Genomic DNA, 17,387 nt, shown 5'->3' with positions numbered 1-17,387 from the left:
CAGTTATATCTGATTTTAAATACGTAAAAATCAAGTAGTCTAAAGGGACATTAACTGTCTATTTGGAATGCTATATGGTCGACTTCAATTCCCTTCCTGATGTAATTAAACCTTTCGCAGATAAAATCAAAGCTACTAAAAAGCCGCTTGTTACAATGGCCTTAGCCCCAATTGAAAACACTGTGTTATGGGAGAGTCGAGTCGGTGGTATGCCATATTTGCCACTGAATGAAAAATACCCGACGAATAGTGAAGGAACTCCTTTAAAGTTGTTGGCACAAATTAATTTTGCACAAATGCCTAAACTCGAAAATTATCCAGAAAAGGGTATTTTGCAATTTTTTATTGGCGGTGATGATTTATATGGTGCCGATTTCAATGACAGACAAAACCAAGAAGATTTCAGGGTTATCTATTGGGAAGATATTATTGAAGACCAAGAGCAATTAACCCAAGATTTCTCTGAGGTTATTGCAGCGCACAGCGATGATTATTATACACCGATAGACTGTCAATGCCATATTGAATATGCGCTCGCGGAGCAGTACATCAGTATCGATGATTTCCAATTTGGTCAGAAAATTTTAGGGGTCGACAACCTCTACGATTATGAAGACCAATTTGAAGGTGAAGACTTTTACGACGAATGGGTTGAACCTTATAGTGATGCATTCGAGTCAGGCGTTCACTGCATTGGCGGTTATCCATTTTTTACCCAAAGTGACCCAAGGGAATATGAAGAAAAAATTCAACAATATGAATTACTTCTGCAAATCAATAGTGATTATGAAATTGGGATCCTTTGGGGGGATATCGGTGTGGGTAATTTCTTTATTCACCCTGATGATCTGAAAAAACGTGATTTTAGTCGAGTCGTGTATAATTGGGATTGCGGCTGATAGCCAAAAAATTCGTCATAGCTAGAGCTACAGCGTCGTTGATATCTGCCATTCTAGTGAGATTTGTATATAATACGGTGAGTTATCGTGAATAGGGCAGCGAAATGAAAAAACTGATCATTGGGTTAACCGGGGCAAGTGGGGCTATTTATGGTGTCCGCTTGCTTGAAGTGTTGAAACCTGTCAAAGAGGTAGAAACCCATTTGGTGATGAGTGCGGCTGCCCGACAAACATTAGCATTAGAAACAGATTACAGTGTCAAAGAGGTTCAACAGCTCGCTGACCATAACTATGATAGCCGCGATATCGCAGCTGCGATCTCTTCGGGGTCGTTCCGTACTGCTGGCATGGTGATCATGCCTTGTACCATGAAGACGTTATCAGGTATTGTTCATAGTTATACAGATACGTTGGTCACTAGAGCTGCGGACGTGGTACTGAAAGAAGGTAAAAAATTACTTTTAGGTGTCCGTGAAACGCCATTGCATGTTGGGCATTTGAAATTAATGGTTCAAGCTGCAGAAATGGGAGCCGTGATCATGCCCCCAATGCCTGCGTTTTATCACCAACCTGAAACAATCCAAGATATTATTGACCAAACGGTTAACCGCATTCTTGATCAGTTTGATATCGAACTAGAACAAGACCTATTTCACCGCTGGCAGGGGGCGAAATAATATTTACTGATCAGCATGTGGAATAAGCAAGTCAGTAAGCGCTTCTTTTAATTCGATATGTTCAAATTGAAAGCCTGCCTCTTCTAATCGTTTGGGGATCGCCTGTTGGCCACCCAAGACCAGCGCTGCAGATTCACCCATAATGGTCTTAATCACAAAAGCGGGTGTTCGCACAAATGAAGGGCGATTGAGAACATCACCTAATGTGGCAGAAAATAAGTCATTATGAACTGGATAAGGTGAGGTCATATTAAAAGGGCCAGAGAGCGTTGGGGTCTCTAATAGAAAACAAATCGCACGAACCATATCATTGATATGTATCCATGGCATGTATTGTTTCCCGTCACCAATTGGACCTCCCGCACCCATTTTAAAAATGGGGAGAATTTTGGCAAGTAAACCGCCATTCGCTGATAACACTAAGCCGGTGCGTAATAAACAAACACGCGTTTTTTCTGATTGTGCATTAGCGGCTAAAGCTTCCCAATGCTGTGTGAGTTGGTGAGTAAATTCATCGTGGGGCTGTTCGTCTTCTGTGACGACTGATTGGCCTTGGTTACCATAATAACCAACGGCTGAACCCGATAAAAATACGCGAGGTGGTGTTTCACTGGCCGTAATTAATTCACTAAGCTGTTGAGTTAATTTCCAGCGGCTGTCACACAATAATTTTTTTTGTTCCTCTGTCCAGCGCTTGTCCGCGATGGGTTCGCCAGCAAGGTTAATGACAGCATCAAAGTCATTTAAGTGAGTTTGATCATTGAGCGTCGTCCAGCACTCAACAGCCTTGCAAAAATGGCTATAAACTTTTTGTGGAGAGCGGCTTAATACAGTAACCTGATGCTCTAGAGAGATCAGTTTTTGGATAAGTGGTGTTCCGATTAGCCCGGTGCCGCCTGTTATGAGTATCTTCATCGCCATCCCCGTCATATTTCAAACCGCAGCGTTGTTGCCTACGTTCTGTCACCTTAGTCACATACTTGTGTATGCTCCTAAGGATGCCATCTCTTAGCGCCTAGCTGCAATTTGAACTATTTAGGGGATACCCCCTGTCAATATACTCAAACCGCAGCGTTGTTGCCTACGTTCTGTCACCTTAGTCACAATACACCAACTTTGCGTATTAACTTTTCATTAGTGTCACAAACTACAGCGTTATGATTTAACTATAGCATTTGTGAACACAATTTGTATGATTTGCTTGGGCTACCTTAAAGAAACAGGATTTCATTATCATTGTAATAAAGAAGTGTTTTTTTATGATGGCAACCCATCACAAATTCAGCTAGGATCGTTTCTATAGTTGTGGATCAATGCAGATTAGTATTGTTTGGCACACAATAATAATCAGTCTAATGATATAAGCAGTTTTAGCTTAAAAATAAAAGGTTTACAGGATGGAACAACCAACCGAAGTCGTTGAGTGGGTCGATATTGTTGATGAAGACAATACGGTGATTGCTCAGGCAACACGTAGCCAAATGCGAGCAGAAAACCTACGCCATCGTGCAACTTACATCGTTGTCCATGATGGAATGGGAAAAATACTGGTTCAACGACGCACAGACATTAAAGATTTTCACCCCGGCTTCCTTGATGCAACAGCAGGAGGAGTCGTTACAAAAGGTGAAAACATCCTTGATTCTGCAAAGCGCGAAGCGGAAGAAGAGCTGGGTATTGCAGGTGTTCCTTTTGCTGAACATGGCCATTTTTATTTTGAAGATGCGCATTGTCGTGTATGGGGCGGGTTGTTTAGTTGTGTAAGCCATGGCCCATTCGCTTTACAAGAGTCTGAAGTGGCTGAGGTCAGTTGGTTGACCCCGAAAGAGATCAGTGCACGCTGTGACGAATTTACGCCAGATTCACTCAAAGCGCTTTCTTTATGGTTAACGCGTAATAATGAGTTAGAAAAAACCATCACTTGTGCTGAAAACTTATAACTACTCAGACTTAAATGATTAAAGGGCTAATTTATTTAGTCCTTTTCTTTATTTTTCCTAAAATCAAATCTCTAGCAAAGTTAATTTCTGGCTAATATATAACTATTAGTTATAAAAAACTTGTATGTTAAACGATGTATTCATTTCCACACTAGATATAATGTGGCAGATCTTAACATTTATCGTTTGCGATATGATGCACTGCGTGATGTAGATATGACGCTTCGAGAGAATAAAAATGATAATGAATAAACAGAATACTTTTTTGAAACAACAACACCTTGAGAACGTAACCCACAAAGCTCGTGAGATTATGGAGCGTGAAGGGATTGAAGCATTAATCGCAACAGTGGGTGATAATTTCTATCACTTAACCGGTTTTGCGAGCTTCTTTATGTATACTTTCAGGCAAACAGGCTCTGCGATCGCGGTTATTTTTCGTGATCCCTCTATTGAATCATTGGTTATTATGAATGAATTTGAAGCGGCGAATTTGTCACTTCAAATGCCTAATGCAAAGATTAAAACATTTCCAATTTGGGTGGATGTAGACGACCCTTACAATCCTGAAAATGGCAAAGTAATGAAAGCTAGGCCAATTAATAGCCCAATAGAAACGATTTTTAATATACTTAAAGAGGCGTTGTCAGATGCAGGCGTTTATGGAAAACCGGTTGCGATTGAATTAAACCAAATTACACATACTGGAAAAGTATGGCTGGATAAGGTTATCCCTGGGCTAAATTTGGTTGACTCTTCACCGTTATTTAATGAATTACGCATGATTAAAAGTGAGTGGGAAATCGCTCACCTCAGAAAGTCTGCACAAATTACAGAAGCTGGTATTGCTGCTGCGAGTAAATTAATTAGAGTTGGCTGTACTTCAGCAGAATTAACCGCAGCTTTTAAAGCGAAAGTGATGGAATTCCCTGAAACGAACTATAGCCGCTTCAATTTAATTTCAGTTGGCAGTGATTTTTCACCCAAAATGATCCCAGATGACCAGCCGGCAAAAGAAGGTGATTTAATTAAATTTGACTGTGGTGTTGATGTGGCAGGCTATGGCGCTGATATTGCACGCACATTTGTGGTTGGTAAACCGAATGAAAAAGTCGCTGCTATTTATCAAACCATTTTAAAAGGTCATCAATATATGTTAAGCCGAGTTGCACCCGGTGTCGCATTGAGTGATGTTTTTAATGAAACAATGGCACTGATCCGTTCCTCGGGATTGCCTTATTATAACCGTGGGCACTTAGGCCATGGGGATGGCGTGTTTGTCGGGTTAGAAGAAGCCCCTTTTGTGAGTGCTGCGACGACAGAAGTCTTTCGAGCTGGGATGGTCATGAGTTTAGAAACGCCATATTACGGGATTGGTGTGGGCGGCATTATGATTGAAGATATGCTACTCATCACTGAAGATGGTGTTGAAATGCTAAGTCATCTGCCCCGTGAATTGGTCTCTTTAGGGTAATGGAATAAGGAATTTTCTATGAAGTGGTATCATTATTTAGTTATTTTCCCAATCCTAGCATTAACCGTGGGCATTTATTTCGTTAACCAAGTAGAGCCTTTTGTGATGGGCTTGCCATTTTTAATGTTTTGGATTGTGGCATGGGTGATTATTACAGCTTTAGTGATGTTACTAATCAATGTATTAGATAATAAAAATACTAAGGAAACATCATGAGTTCCTCATTAATTATCATCACTGCATTTTTCTTTTTTAGTATTTATTTAGCTATCCGCGCTAAAAAAGGAAAAACGATGGATCACGAAGGATGGTCTGTCGGTGGACGTAGTTACGGCGCACTGCTGGTTTTCTTATTAAGTGCAGGGGAAATATATACCACATTTACCTTCCTCGGTGGGAGCGGCTGGGCTTACGGAAAAGGCCCTGCAATCCTATATACCTTAGCGGTCAATGCGTTTATGGGGATCTTTTTATATTGGGTACACCCAAGAGTATGGCGCTTCGCAAAAGATAATGATGTCAGAACGATTTCTGAGTTATTTACCAAGAAATATCAAAGCCCGGGGTTAGGGTTATTAATTAGCTTAATTTCTATTGCTGCGATGGTGCCTTTATTTGTTTTGCAGCTCAAAGGATTAGGCATAATTGTTTCTCAAGCGTCTTATGGTGCAATTCCAGCTGATATTGCCATTTGGATTGGAATTATCGCAGTGACGTTGTTTGTGATGATTTCAGGTATTCATGGCTCAGCTTGGACATCAGCTCTGAAAGATCTAATGATTTTAATTGTGGTGGTGTTTATCGGTATTTATATCCCACTTCATTATTACGGTAGCTTTGGGGAGATGTTTAAAGCGATAGATACGGCAATGCCAAGCTTTTTAACCTTCTCCGAAACAGGGCTTAATATTCCTTGGTATATTTCGACAATATTCTTATCTGTGGTTGCCTATTTCTGTTGGCCACACTATATGGCCGCAGTGTTTACCGCAAAAGATGAGAAATCTCTGAAACGTAATAGTATTTTGATCCCAGCTTACAGCTTGATTATGCTATTTGCTTTTTTTGTCGGCTATGCGTCTATATTGCAAATTCCGCATCTTGAAGGGGCCGCGGTGGATTTATCGCTGTTTGAGATATCTAAAAGCACCTTCTCACCTATTGTGGTCGGTTTTATTGGCGCTGCGGGTATGCTAACGGCATTAGTTCCAGGATCGATGTTGTTGTTAACCACCTCCAATATGTTAGCAGGCGTTGTGCAAAAAGCGATGGGTGTAAGTGAAGAAAAACGCCAGTCTGGTGTTTATGCACGCTTTATGGTGCCTGTGGTTGCGTTAGTCAGCTTGTATTTTATTTTCCACAGTAACGATACTCTCGTAGCGATTATGTTACTCGGCGTGAATATTGTTGCACAGTTTTTCCCTGCTTTATTGATGAGCTTTAAACAACAAAACCCAATGACACCAGCAGGTGCTATTTGTGGGATTTCTGCGGGAGTTTTATTCCTTGCGGTAACCTATATCGAGAAAATTTCGTTAGCACAATTGTTCCCTTGGTTAGGGGAAAGTTTAAGTTTCATGAATATCGGTATTGCGGCATTTATTCTGAATATTATTGTTGCAGTAGTGGTGTCATTATTTACGCGTAAAAGATAGTCTATTAAATTACGGATGGTAATTTTATTTACCATCCGTAATGACATATTATGCGTTTGGAACAACTTCATCCGCGATAATATCAACAGCATCCTTTAAGTCTTCTAAGGTTATCATCTGTTCAGTATTACTTAATTGGTTCCCACTGTTTTTCCTAATGGCTTCATATAAAGGCAACCCAGTTTGTGAGTCAGTGACTTTCCATTCAAAATAAATATTCGTGTCAGCATCTCGGCTTCCTACTGCAAGTTGGGTTCCTGCTATCACTAACATAACAGGTAAAACTTCATAGGGTTTGAGTTCTTCAGCAGTTGCGCTAACAGAGGTAATGACACCTGCAAATTGTAATGTATTAGGCCCTGGTGTTTGGGTTAATTCAAAGTGCTTTTCTAGCTCTTTTTTGACCTGTTGATTCGTGTAATTAAGTAGAACCGTTGCGAATTTTTCATTTATTTTATTATGTTCATTAAGCGGTTTAAATTTTATAGGGGTAAAAATAAGCTTATTTTTTTGAGTTGTATTTAGTTGGTCTGAATGCCATGCTTTGATTATATTGCCAGACGGCGTTTTAACTTCAGATAAACGGTCATAGTTACTCAAAAAATTTGATTGTTCTGTTGAGGAAGGAAGGCGACTAGAACAAGATGCTAGGAATAAAGTACCGATTATGATTATAAGATTTTTAGTTAGGTGATTCATATTATTACCATTGCTATGATGCGACACAAAAAATTAGTGCGAATGCTATCATCTGTAAATTTGATATAGTTAATAAAAAATGCGACTAATAAACTAGATGATAGTTTTTATGGTAATTAATTTGTTTATTTGTGCTTATTGGTTTCAAATATAAAAAAAGCGCTCAACTGAGCGCTTTCAGACTGCTGACAAACATATTATGTTTGGCTGCAAGTCGAATAGGTTTTGAAAATAAATTAGGAAAATCAATTTTTTGATTTTCGGCTGATAACACAAAGCGGGAAAAACCACGCTTTTATCCCGCTTTGTCAACAACCACAAAGCGCTCAACTGAGCGCTTTTTTACATCATAGAGATGAATTATGCGTTTTCGTTTTGTACGGCTTGGATTGCAGTTAATGCAACCGTATAAACGATGTCATCAACTAATGCACCACGAGACAAGTCATTGACAGGCTTACGCATACCTTGCAGCATTGGACCAATAGACACTAAGTCAGCAGAACGTTGTACTGCTTTATAAGTGGTATTACCGGTATTCAAGTCAGGGAAGATAAATACGGTCGCTTTACCTGCAACTGGCGAGTTAGGCGCTTTAGATTTAGCAACGTCAGCCATCACTGCCGCATCATATTGTAATGGGCCATCGATGATTAAGTCTGGGCGTTTTTCTTTCGCTAAACGTGTTGCTTCACGCACTTTCTCAACGTCACTACCTGCACCTGAATCACCAGTAGAATAAGAGATCATCGCAACACGTGGGTCAATACCAAACGCTTTTGCGGAATCAGCAGATTGGATAGCGATTTCTGATAATTGCTCTGCAGTTGGATCTGGATTGATAGCGCAGTCACCATAAACAAACACTTGCTCAGGTAATAGCATAAAGAAAACAGAAGAAACTAATGAGCTGCCCGGTGCTGTTTTAATTAATTGTAGCGGTGGACGAATAGTATTTGCCGTCGTATGAACTGCACCAGAAACTAGGCCATCAACTTCGCCTTTTTCCAGCATTAATGTCCCTAATACGACGTTATCTTCTAATTGCTCGCGAGCAACAACCTCAGTCATTCCTTTGCTCTTACGTAATTCAACGAGGCGAGCAACGTACTCTTCACGTACTTTAACTGGGTCGACAATTTCAATGCCAGTGCCGAGCTCAATACCTTGCGCTGCCGCAACGCGACGAATGTCTTCTGGGTTACCTAACAGTACACAAGTTGCGATGCCGCGTTCTGCACAGATAGATGCAGCTTTAACGGTACGTGGCTCGTCGCCTTCAGGAAGAACGATACGTTTGCCAGCTTTACGCGCTAATTCAGTTAACTGATAACGGAAAGCAGGTGGTGAGAGGCGGTTAGGGCGCTCAGAGTCTGCAACCAGTGATTCGATCCAATCGCTACTAATATGACGAGCCACGTAGTTTTGAATTTTTTCAATACGTTCGTGGTCATCTGCAGGGACTTCTAAGCTAAAGCTTTGCAGATTCAGTGATGTTTGCCATGTATTGCTTTTCACCATAAACACCGGCAGGCCTGTTTCGAACGCTTGTTCACACAGTTGGCGAATAGGCGGGTCAATGTTGTAGCCACCCGTAAGTAGAACCGCACCGATTTCAACACCATTCATTGCCGCTAGTGATGCAGAAACTAACACATCAGGGCGATCTGCGGAGGTCACTAATAGTGAGCCAGGGCGGAAGTGCTCAAGCATGTGAGGGATGCTACGTGCGCAGAAAGTCACAGATTTAACGCGACGGGTTTTGATTTCACCTTCGTTAACAACTTCTGCACCTAAGTGCCTTGCCATGTCCATAGCACGAGTGGCAATTAAATCAAAGTTCCATGGAATGGATGCAAGTACAGGTAAATTCAGCGCAGAAAGTTGCTTGGTATCGAGGTTAGTCACTGTCGCTTTAGTTGAATCATCAAAGATTTCAGACAGATCAGGGCGAGTACGGCCTTGCTCATCAACAGGCGCATTCACCTTGTTGATAATAACACCGATAATATTTTTATTACGTTGGCCGCCGAATTCGTTGCGTACTAACTCTAAACGTTCTTGCATTTGCGTAATGGAGCTATTGCCTGGTGCAGTGACAAAAACAATCTCTGCGCCTAATGTTTTGGCAATTTCATAGTTTAATGATTGAGCAAATGAATGTTTACGTGTTGGCACTAAACCTTCAATTAAAATCACTTCCGCATTTTTTGTGTGGTCATGATAGCGAGCGACGATTTCTTCCATTAACACATCTTTTTTGGAAGAGGTCAGTAGCGATTCAACGTATTCCATTGTTAAGGGTTCAACAATGGTAGTAATACTTGAATGAGAGCGCAGGACTTCAGTGGTTTGGTCTTTGTTGCCAGAGACGCGTGGCTGTGCGATAGGTTTGAAAACGCTTAATTGAACACCTTTTTGTTCCATTGAGCGAACGACACCTAGGCTAACGCTAGTTAAGCCAACGCTGGTGCCAGTAGGTATTAACATAATTGTACGGGACACGGGAACCTCTTTATTTCGGTTACTCTAATGACAAAACGATACCGCCAGCATGTTGCTGGCGGTAGAAGTTGCTTATGCGGTTAAACGCGCAGTATCTTGGGCGATAACCAACTCTTCATTGGTTGCGATAACCAGAGCAGGGCGGCTGTTATCGGTGGTGATTAAACCTTCTTTACCGAAGCGTGCTGCTAAGTTACGCTCATGGTCATATTCGAAACCAAGGATAGCCAGTTTCTTCAAAGTAATTTCACGAACTTGCGCTGAGTTTTCACCAATACCACCTGTGAAGATGATAGCGTCAAGACGGCCTTCCATCAGTGCACTGTATGCACCAACGTATTTAGCTAAACGATGGCAGAAAACATCCATTGCGCGAGTGGCATCTTCTTTAGTGCCGTAGTTGTCTTCAAGGTAGCGGCAGTCGCTAGTTACGCCAGTTAAACCTAATAAACCAGACTCTTTGGTCAGCATTTTGTTGATTTGATCAACGCTCATGCCTAAAGAATCATGTAAATGGAAAATAATTGCAGGGTCGATATCACCACTACGAGTTCCCATTACCAGACCTTCTAATGGCGTTAAGCCCATTGACGTATCTACACATTTACCATTAACAATAGCAGTAACAGAACCACCGTTGCCTAAGTGGCAAGTGATAACGTTTAGATCATCAACAGATTTGTTGAGTTTTTTCGCGGCTTCACGGGAAACATAGTAATGGCTTGTACCGTGCGCACCATAACGGCGGATACTATGCTCTGAATATAATTCGTATGGCAATGCATACAGATAAGCTTCCTGCGGCATGGTCTGATGGAATGCGGTATCAAAGACAGCGACATTCTTGTTGATCAGATGCGGGAAAGATTTTCTTGCTTCTTCAATACCGATAAGGTGAGCAGGGTTATGTAATGGCGCGAATGGAATAGCCGCTTCGATGCCTTCAATCACTTCGTCTGTAATTAATACAGAAGAGGTGAATTTCTCACCACCATGAACAATACGGTGGCCAATGGAGGTGATTTGCTCTGATAGCTCAGGTTTTTCAGCAAGAATAGTGTTAACAATGAAATCCAATGCTTCGCTATGCGCTGCACCAGCACCTAAAGGCGCTTCTTTCTTAGCACCATCCATTTTCCACTTAATACGGGCTTCCGGGAGGTTAAAGCACTCAGCTAATCCAGATAAAAATTCATCGCCATTAGTTGGGTCGATGATGGCGAATTTCAGTGAGGAGCTACCGCAGTTTAGAACCAGTACCAGCTTACTTGACATGGAAATACCTATCGTTAATTGTTGTTGTGAAGCCTTTTAAACAACATGAAAAGACTCAGATTAAAAATATACTGCTAAAGCCTAGCGTATTTATGACCTGAAACATCATGATTGATATCATGTTAAAGGCGAAAAAGTTAAAGATCGTGAGACCTTTATGGGGTTGATAAAACAGGCGCTATTCTTTCCAGCAAAGGGTTATAAAAGTAAATCTTTGCATCTAGTGTTGAAATAACGAGCAATAACCCCAATATATAACTGTTGTCTATCTTCCGTTTTGAAGATGGATAAAGCTAAAAAGTAACAAATGCAACAGCAATTCTAAATGCGGTAGATTCTACTAAAATTATTTTATATTTTATACGTTTTTTTTAAAAATAGGGGCTTTGATTGATTAAAATCATAAGTGACGTATAAAGTGGTGTTATAGCACAGGGTTACATTGCTATTAGAATAGCTGATATTTAGTAAAATGACTTAACTTAAGGTAAATGTAATGAAATAATTTCGTTATCTTAAATGTGCTATCATTTTACCATCGTGCAATCTATAAATTATTGCCTCAGTTTTTAAGAAGTCGATAGGAAACGTTTCATGAGTACATTACAAAGTACACCGCCCGGTTTTTTTAAACGCTTTAGATTAGGTAACCACTATCTGAAGACTTTTCCTATGGAGAAAAAACTGTCGCCAATCTTCCCCGAAATTCGCATTAACAAGGCTGTTCGCTTTGGTATTCGTTTTATGCCACCCATTGCAATTTTCACATTAGCATGGCAAATCGCATTAGGTGGGCAACTTGGTCCCGCCATTGCAACGGCACTGTTTGCCTGTAGTTTGCCAATGCAAGGTTTATGGTGGTTAGGAAAACGTGCTGCGACGCCTCTGCCATCGAGCTTGTTGAGCTGGTTTCACGAGATCCGTGATAAATTTACCGAAGCGGGTATTGTCATGGCACCGATTGAACAGCAACCCGATTATATGGCGTTAGCTGATTTACTAAAACGTGCGTTTAAGCAGCTGGATCGTTCCTTTTTGGAAGATATCTAAGAGATGATTTCCATTAAAAGGTAGATTTAACAATAAGTAATGCAAAAAACGTGTTTAGATCAATAAAAGCGATGTTTTCACTGTCTATGATTGATGTTGAATGCGAAGATAAGCCATACTTTTTAGTGGGAGAACCATGATGGAAATGACTAACGCACAACGCTTGATCTTATCTAATCAATATAAAATGATGACCATGCTTGACCCCGATAATGCAGAACGTTATCGCCGCTTACAAACCATTATTGAACGTGGTTTCGGTTTACAAATGCGTGAGTTAGACAGAGACTTTGGCCATTTAAGTGAAGACACCTGCCGTACTGTTATTGATATCATGGAAATGTACCATGCACTGCAAGTCTCTTATAGCAACATGGCTAATAAAGAAGACATTGATGGCCGCCGTGTGCAATTTTTGGGCTTTGATGCGGCAACAGAAGCGCGTTATCTGAGCTATGTTCGTTTTATGGTCAATACAGAAGGGCGTTATACCCACTTTGACAGTGGAACGCATGGGTTTAACTCACAAACACCAATGTGGGAAAAATATAATCGTATGTTAGCGATTTGGCATGCATGTCCAAGGCAGTATCATTTATCAGCAGTAGAGATATCCCAAATCTTCAACGCTTAGTACTCATCATTCTTCGCGCTGTAGTGTTGTTGACTACATTCGGCTACTCGGGTTACATACTTTTGTATGTTCCCCGAGATATCTTCTCTAGTCGCCTAGCTACAGCGTGAATATTTAGAGCAATCTCGTCATACTTCACTTTATCGCCTAGAGACAAGGCAAATTATTTAGAGTAAATGGGATTAATAGGTATAAAATTTCAACTTCAAATTAACATTTCTTTCCTGTTTTAACTCTCTAGTGCATTCAAATCTAAGTCTTAGGCTCAATTCTTAATTATTTTTAATATTGAGGTTGCGTATATATGCCTATTTAGCGTTAACTAGTGGGCTAGAATCGATTCAACTTTTTATGTTATGCGAATTGCACAATTAAAGGGTAAAGGGGGAGATGTGAAGTTAAAGGCAAAAGGGTTTCTATTTGATTTAGATGGCACATTGGCGGATTCGCTGGCAGTTGTTGAGCGTTGCTGGTGTAAATTTGGTGAGCGAATAGGAAAAAGCCCTGAAGAAATTATTAACTTTATTCATGGAAAGCCAGCATTAACCAGTTTGCGTCACTTTTTACCTGAGGCGAGTGATGAAGAAATTATGGGTTATTTTCGCTGGTTAGAAAAAATGGAAAGTGAAGATACTGAAGGCGTTATTGCTTTACCCGGCGCTATTGCTTTGCTATCGCGTTTAAATGAAATTGGCGCGCCGTGGGCGATTGTCACCTCTGGTACTGTACCAATTGCCCATGGCCGTCAACAAGCGGCAGGGTTACCAGAGCCTAAACATTGGATAACATTTGAAAAAGTGTCCAAAGGTAAGCCAGATCCAGAACCGTTTTTACTTGGGGCACAAGCACTTTCTCTTCCTACAAAATCCTGCATTGCCTTTGAAGATGCGCAGGCAGGCATCCATTCTGCATTAACAGCAGGCTGCCAAGTGGTCGCAGTCCATGCGCCAGAAGGCATGCCGCGTCGTGATGAAATTCAAGTAATTGTGAGTTCACTGGCACAAATTTCCGTTACGGGGCCTGACAATAATGGTGATTATGAACTTTTCGTGTCTAATTTGACTTAATGGTGATTTAATCAAAGAAATTCTCCGTAAAACATGCTTAACTGAATAAAATTCTTAGCAATGTTTTTTTTCGTCGAAAGGGGATATTTTGAACGGAGAATTGCTGTGGGTCTTGACCCTCCTATTAATTGCGATAGTTTTATTTACCACAAATAAGATCCGTATGGATGTGGTAGCGTTACTTGTCATTGTCGCGTTTGTATTGAGCGATACTTTAACGCTAGAACAAGCTACAGCCGGTTTTGCTGACCCTAACGTCTTGCTAATCGCTGCATTATTTGTCATCGGTGATGGCCTTGTTCGCACAGGGATAGCCTATCAAATGGGAGACTGGCTTGTTCGCGTTGCAGGAAGCAGCGAAAGCAAAATGCTGGTTTTCTTAATGCTCACCGTCGCTGGGTTAGGGGCTTTTATGAGCTCCACTGGGGTGGTGGCGATTTTCATCCCCGTCGTTTTAAGTGTCGCATCACGCATGAAAACGTCCCCTAGCCGGTTAATGATGCCATTAGGCTTCGCTGGGCTAATCAGTGGGATGATGACACTGGTGGCCACGCCACCTAATATGGTGGTGAACAGTGAATTGGTACGAGAAGGGATCAAAGGCTTTCAATTTTTCTCTATTACCCCGATTGGTATTTTAATTTTATTCGCGGGTATCGCCTACATGTGGCTGACAAGGCGCTGGCTAGGCAGTAACGAACCTGATAAACAACCAGTTAAATATCAGCGTACTTTCCGTGATTTAATTCGAGATTACAAGCTGACAGGCAGAGCTCGCCGTCTTGCTATCCGCAAAGGTTCCCCGCTTATTGGCCATACCCTTGATGAACTGCATCTTCGCTCTCGCTACGAAGCTAACGTGGTAGGGATTGAGCGTTGGCGTAAATTCCGTCGTGTGATGGTGAGCGCGACGGGGGGAACGGAGTTACGCGAGCGAGATGTCTTATTAATTGATATTTCTGTGAGTGATGACGACTTACGTCAGTTTTGTAGCGAACAACTCCTTGAACCCATGATTTTACGAGGTGATTATTTTTCAGAGCAATCACGAGACGTAGGCATGGCTGAAGTATCGATGAACCCAGATTCCGAACTATTGGGTAAATCGTTAAAGGATATTAAATTTCGTACTCGCTATGGTTTAAACGTGGTTGGTATTCGTCGTGATGGCAAGGCATTGGATGGAAAACTAGTTGATGAACCGCTTAGATTAGGGGATATTTTATTAGTCATTGGTGATTGGAAATTAATCCGGGTTTTATCGACTAAGCCACGGAACTTTATTGTCCTGAATCTAGCTGCTGAAGTCGAAGCGGTTGCCCCTGCCGCCTCTCAAGCTCCTCATGCTTTATTTTGTCTGGCACTAATGGTCGCGATGATGGTGACCAATGAAATTCCTAATTTTATTGCGGCGCTGATTGCCTGTTTATTAATGGGAAAATTTCGCTGTATCGACATGGAAAGTGCGTATAAGTCAATTCACTGGCCGAGTATCATATTAATTGTTGGGATGATGCCTTTTGCGCTCGCCTTGCAAGAAACGGGCGGGATAGCACTTGCAGTTGATGCCTTGATGAAGATAGCGGGTGGGTTAGGTCCGCACGTCATGCTGCTGTGTTTATTTATTCTTTGCGCTACGATTGGTTTGTTTATTTCTAACACTGCAACAGCGGTATTGATGGCGCCAATTGCCATTGCTGCAGCACGTCAAATGGAGGTTTCTCCGCTGCCATTTGCTATGGTTGTTGGTATTGCTGCATCAGCTGCGTTTATGACCCCTGTTTCATCACCTGTTAACACCTTGGTATTAGGGCCAGGGGGTTATAAATTTTCTGACTTTTTGAAAGTGGGAGTGCCATTCACTATTATTGTGATGTTTATTAGTATTTTGGTCGTACCGGTATTATTTCCCTTTAATTAATTCTTGTTATTTATAATCTCAAAATTACCATCAATAACGAATGAAAAGTAAATCGTTATTGATGGTTTATATTAAAAAAACGTAAGCGTTAATATTTATTCGTTTTTTCATTTGATAAACTAAATGCTAGCTTATTTCTGACAAATTAATGTGAGGAATATCTAATATGAATAAAGAAACTGCTACACCAGAAAGATATTATTTGGGCTTGGCAACATTTGAAAATTTTTGGGGGGAAGATTTAAGTTCTGTTGTCATTGAACACTATATTAATAACCTTAGTAATAGCAGTGCGAAAAAATACCCTAGGTCACAAACGTTGTCTAATATTGCAAATAAAGCTGTTATGAAAGATATTTTTGCATTTAAATATGAGCTCGGTGTTAATGATTCATATGATTATTGGGTTGTTGAAATAACAACTAAAAGTGGCAAAAAATATCGTACAAAATCGAGTTTTTATTGTTCTATTACCTTCGAAGATAAAGGAAAAATGGTATTGGGGGTTAATGGGGACTCCAAGCGGCTGTATGTGCATTTCCCGTCATCGTCTGACTGTTCTACCGCATTTAACGAAATATAATTAATAACTGCTTATGCAGAGTAGGAATATTTATTATTCCTACTAAAAAATTAATTACTGATTTCATCAAGGGAAAGTTTAAAGCCTGGGACAAATTTTTCCATAAAATAGTTCATTTCAGGGCTTTTTCTTTCTTCTAATATTTTCTCTAGGCGTTTTTTTGCAAGTTTAAATTCACTATTACCTGCGGAAAGTTCCTCTAAACATTTTAAATAAGCACATAGTGAATCAGCTTGTTTAACCAATGAATGTTCTTCAGCAGTTTGTAAATCTTCAATAATTAGCTCACGGAAGTCATCTCGCAGTTCTTCTGGTAGCATTTCGAGTAATTTTTGCTGGGCGAACTTCTCTATTTTTTTATATTCATGAGCAATTTGCTGATTATGATATTTAATCGGAGTTGGTAAATCCCCAGTGATAACTTCGCTCGCATCATGGTACATGGCTAACATAGCTATTCGTTCTGCATTAACCTGACCACCGAATCGACGATTCTTGATGATAGCAAGAGCATGGGCAACCATAGCCACTTGCAAGCTATGTTCCGAAACGTTTTCAGTTCGGACATTACGCATTAACGGCCAACGATGGATTAATTTCATTCTAGCAAGGTGGGCGAAAAAGTAGCTCATAAGTCCTCTTTTATGGTGTCTACAAACAACAAAAATTATAACGGAAATAAAGTGACAGTGATATAAATTTATTGTTTTTTAATTGGTTACTACTTAGTGACTGTATTTTAATGTTATTTTGTCAAATTAAGAGCGTCTTAATAATATTATCTAATTTAGATTATAAATTAACTGATATTTTAATTGTGTTGAATTATGTAATCAAAAAAATATAATGAATATTCAATTCATAAATAAAGAGGCAGTATGAAATATTTTCCATTTATATTATTGGGCTTTTTCCTTGTGGCAATTTATTTTATTTCCATTCTTTGATTATCAGAATAATACAGTCTATTAGTGATGGCTAGATTTAGAATAAAAAAGCCTCCAGAGT

The 17,387-nt window shown here is 40.4% G+C and carries 16 protein-coding genes; 11 read left to right on the top strand and 5 right to left on the bottom strand.

What is annotated here, in order from left to right:
* Positions 1–74 precede the first annotated feature (74 nt).
* Together PR800_RS15755 and PR800_RS15750 are read left to right on the top strand one after the other, a co-directional pair.
* On the top strand, positions 75–899 hold the full coding sequence (locus PR800_RS15755) for a YwqG family protein (protein ID WP_272531127.1): 825 nt from the start codon (positions 75–77) through the stop codon (positions 897–899).
* Positions 900–1,003: 104 nt separating this feature from the next.
* A complete protein-coding gene (locus PR800_RS15750; protein WP_102137626.1) occupies positions 1,004–1,576 on the top strand; it encodes a UbiX family flavin prenyltransferase in 573 nt (190 codons plus the stop codon).
* Between the two features lie 3 nt (positions 1,577–1,579).
* On the opposite strand, the gene PR800_RS15745 is transcribed toward PR800_RS15750, so the two are convergent.
* On the bottom strand, positions 1,580–2,491 hold the full coding sequence (locus PR800_RS15745) for a TIGR01777 family oxidoreductase (RefSeq protein ID WP_272531126.1): 912 nt from the start codon (positions 2,489–2,491) through the stop codon (positions 1,580–1,582).
* Between the two features lie 482 nt (positions 2,492–2,973).
* Here PR800_RS15745 and yfcD point away from each other — a divergent pair, with 482 nt between their 5' ends.
* The 4 genes from yfcD (at position 2,974) to PR800_RS15725 (ending at position 6,645) form a co-directional block, all read left to right on the top strand.
* Positions 2,974–3,516 (top strand): NUDIX hydrolase YfcD, encoded by a 543-nt coding sequence (gene yfcD / locus PR800_RS15740; protein ID WP_102137628.1) that lies wholly within the window; start codon positions 2,974–2,976, stop codon positions 3,514–3,516.
* A 244-nt stretch (positions 3,517–3,760) separates the two neighbouring features.
* Positions 3,761–4,990 carry a M24 family metallopeptidase gene (locus PR800_RS15735; RefSeq protein ID WP_181490111.1) on the top strand — a complete coding sequence of 410 codons (1,230 nt, stop codon included), beginning with the start codon at positions 3,761–3,763 and terminating at the stop codon, positions 4,988–4,990.
* A gap of 18 nt (positions 4,991–5,008) precedes the next feature.
* Positions 5,009–5,206, top strand: a complete 198-nt coding sequence (locus PR800_RS15730) for a DUF3311 domain-containing protein (RefSeq protein WP_102137630.1) — start codon at positions 5,009–5,011, stop codon at positions 5,204–5,206.
* Complete coding sequence (locus tag PR800_RS15725; protein WP_102137631.1) at positions 5,203–6,645, top strand: sodium:solute symporter family protein; 1,443 nt, start codon at positions 5,203–5,205, stop codon at positions 6,643–6,645. The genes PR800_RS15730 and PR800_RS15725 overlap by 4 nt, the downstream gene beginning before the upstream one ends.
* Positions 6,646–6,693: 48 nt before the next feature.
* Here the strand turns inward: PR800_RS15725 and PR800_RS15720 are convergent, their stop codons facing one another.
* The 3 genes from PR800_RS15720 to ackA form a co-directional block, all read right to left on the bottom strand.
* The gene (locus PR800_RS15720; protein WP_272531125.1) at positions 6,694–7,344 is read right to left on the bottom strand and encodes a DUF3313 domain-containing protein; all 651 of its coding nucleotides are present in this window, start codon (positions 7,342–7,344) and stop codon (positions 6,694–6,696) included.
* Between the two features lie 360 nt (positions 7,345–7,704).
* The gene (pta, locus tag PR800_RS15715) at positions 7,705–9,834 is read right to left on the bottom strand and encodes a phosphate acetyltransferase (RefSeq protein ID WP_272531135.1); all 2,130 of its coding nucleotides are present in this window, start codon (positions 9,832–9,834) and stop codon (positions 7,705–7,707) included.
* 87 nt (positions 9,835–9,921) lie between these two features.
* On the bottom strand, positions 9,922–11,124 hold the full coding sequence (ackA, locus tag PR800_RS15710) for an acetate kinase (RefSeq protein WP_272531124.1): 1,203 nt from the start codon (positions 11,122–11,124) through the stop codon (positions 9,922–9,924).
* 594 nt (positions 11,125–11,718) lie between these two features.
* Between ackA and yfbV the strand changes: the two genes are divergently transcribed.
* From yfbV to PR800_RS15685, 5 genes are all read left to right on the top strand, one after another.
* Positions 11,719–12,174: a terminus macrodomain insulation protein YfbV gene (yfbV, locus tag PR800_RS15705; protein ID WP_102137635.1), complete on the top strand. Its 456-nt coding sequence runs from the start codon at positions 11,719–11,721 to the stop codon at positions 12,172–12,174.
* A 139-nt stretch (positions 12,175–12,313) separates the two neighbouring features.
* A complete protein-coding gene (locus PR800_RS15700) occupies positions 12,314–12,808 on the top strand; it encodes a YfbU family protein (RefSeq protein ID WP_102137636.1) in 495 nt (164 codons plus the stop codon).
* Positions 12,809–13,200: 392 nt separating this feature from the next.
* Positions 13,201–13,875: a sugar phosphatase gene (locus tag PR800_RS15695; RefSeq protein ID WP_166264563.1), complete on the top strand. Its 675-nt coding sequence runs from the start codon at positions 13,201–13,203 to the stop codon at positions 13,873–13,875.
* An 88-nt stretch (positions 13,876–13,963) separates the two neighbouring features.
* Entirely contained in the window at positions 13,964–15,796 is a 1,833-nt protein-coding gene (locus PR800_RS15690; protein WP_102137638.1) for an SLC13 family permease, read from the top strand.
* A 166-nt stretch (positions 15,797–15,962) separates the two neighbouring features.
* Positions 15,963–16,379: a hypothetical protein gene (locus PR800_RS15685; RefSeq protein WP_229597463.1), complete on the top strand. Its 417-nt coding sequence runs from the start codon at positions 15,963–15,965 to the stop codon at positions 16,377–16,379.
* Between the two features lie 50 nt (positions 16,380–16,429).
* Here the strand turns inward: PR800_RS15685 and yfbR are convergent, their stop codons facing one another.
* Positions 16,430–17,011: a 5'-deoxynucleotidase gene (gene yfbR / locus PR800_RS15680; RefSeq protein WP_102137639.1), complete on the bottom strand. Its 582-nt coding sequence runs from the start codon at positions 17,009–17,011 to the stop codon at positions 16,430–16,432.
* Positions 17,012–17,387: the final 376 nt, after the last annotated feature.

Source organism: Providencia sp. PROV205 (genome assembly GCF_028479505.1).
In the GTDB taxonomy this organism is placed as follows: domain Bacteria; phylum Pseudomonadota; class Gammaproteobacteria; order Enterobacterales; family Enterobacteriaceae; genus Providencia; species Providencia huaxiensis.
Note: the sequence above shows the minus strand (reverse complement) of the source record. Positions and strands in the feature narration are given on the sequence as shown.

What these genes read in the sequence shown, in the direction of transcription:
- PR800_RS15755 (WP_272531127.1), top strand. Translation starts at nt 75, where the DNA reads ATGGTCGACTTCAATTCCCTTCCTGATGTAATTAAACCTTTCGCAGAT.
- PR800_RS15750 (WP_102137626.1), top strand. Translation starts at nt 1,004, where the DNA reads ATGAAAAAACTGATCATTGGGTTAACCGGGGCAAGTGGGGCTATTTAT.
- PR800_RS15745 (WP_272531126.1), bottom strand. Translation starts at nt 2,491, where the DNA reads ATGAAGATACTCATAACAGGCGGCACCGGGCTAATCGGAACACCACTT.
- yfcD (WP_102137628.1), top strand. Translation starts at nt 2,974, where the DNA reads ATGGAACAACCAACCGAAGTCGTTGAGTGGGTCGATATTGTTGATGAA.
- PR800_RS15735 (WP_181490111.1), top strand. Translation starts at nt 3,761, where the DNA reads ATGAATAAACAGAATACTTTTTTGAAACAACAACACCTTGAGAACGTA.
- PR800_RS15730 (WP_102137630.1), top strand. Translation starts at nt 5,009, where the DNA reads ATGAAGTGGTATCATTATTTAGTTATTTTCCCAATCCTAGCATTAACC.
- PR800_RS15725 (WP_102137631.1), top strand. Translation starts at nt 5,203, where the DNA reads ATGAGTTCCTCATTAATTATCATCACTGCATTTTTCTTTTTTAGTATT.
- PR800_RS15720 (WP_272531125.1), bottom strand. Translation starts at nt 7,344, where the DNA reads ATGAATCACCTAACTAAAAATCTTATAATCATAATCGGTACTTTATTC.
- pta (WP_272531135.1), bottom strand. Translation starts at nt 9,834, where the DNA reads ATGTTAATACCTACTGGCACCAGCGTTGGCTTAACTAGCGTTAGCCTA.
- ackA (WP_272531124.1), bottom strand. Translation starts at nt 11,124, where the DNA reads ATGTCAAGTAAGCTGGTACTGGTTCTAAACTGCGGTAGCTCCTCACTG.
- yfbV (WP_102137635.1), top strand. Translation starts at nt 11,719, where the DNA reads ATGAGTACATTACAAAGTACACCGCCCGGTTTTTTTAAACGCTTTAGA.
- PR800_RS15700 (WP_102137636.1), top strand. Translation starts at nt 12,314, where the DNA reads ATGGAAATGACTAACGCACAACGCTTGATCTTATCTAATCAATATAAA.
- PR800_RS15685 (WP_229597463.1), top strand. Translation starts at nt 15,963, where the DNA reads ATGAATAAAGAAACTGCTACACCAGAAAGATATTATTTGGGCTTGGCA.
- yfbR (WP_102137639.1), bottom strand. Translation starts at nt 17,011, where the DNA reads ATGAGCTACTTTTTCGCCCACCTTGCTAGAATGAAATTAATCCATCGT.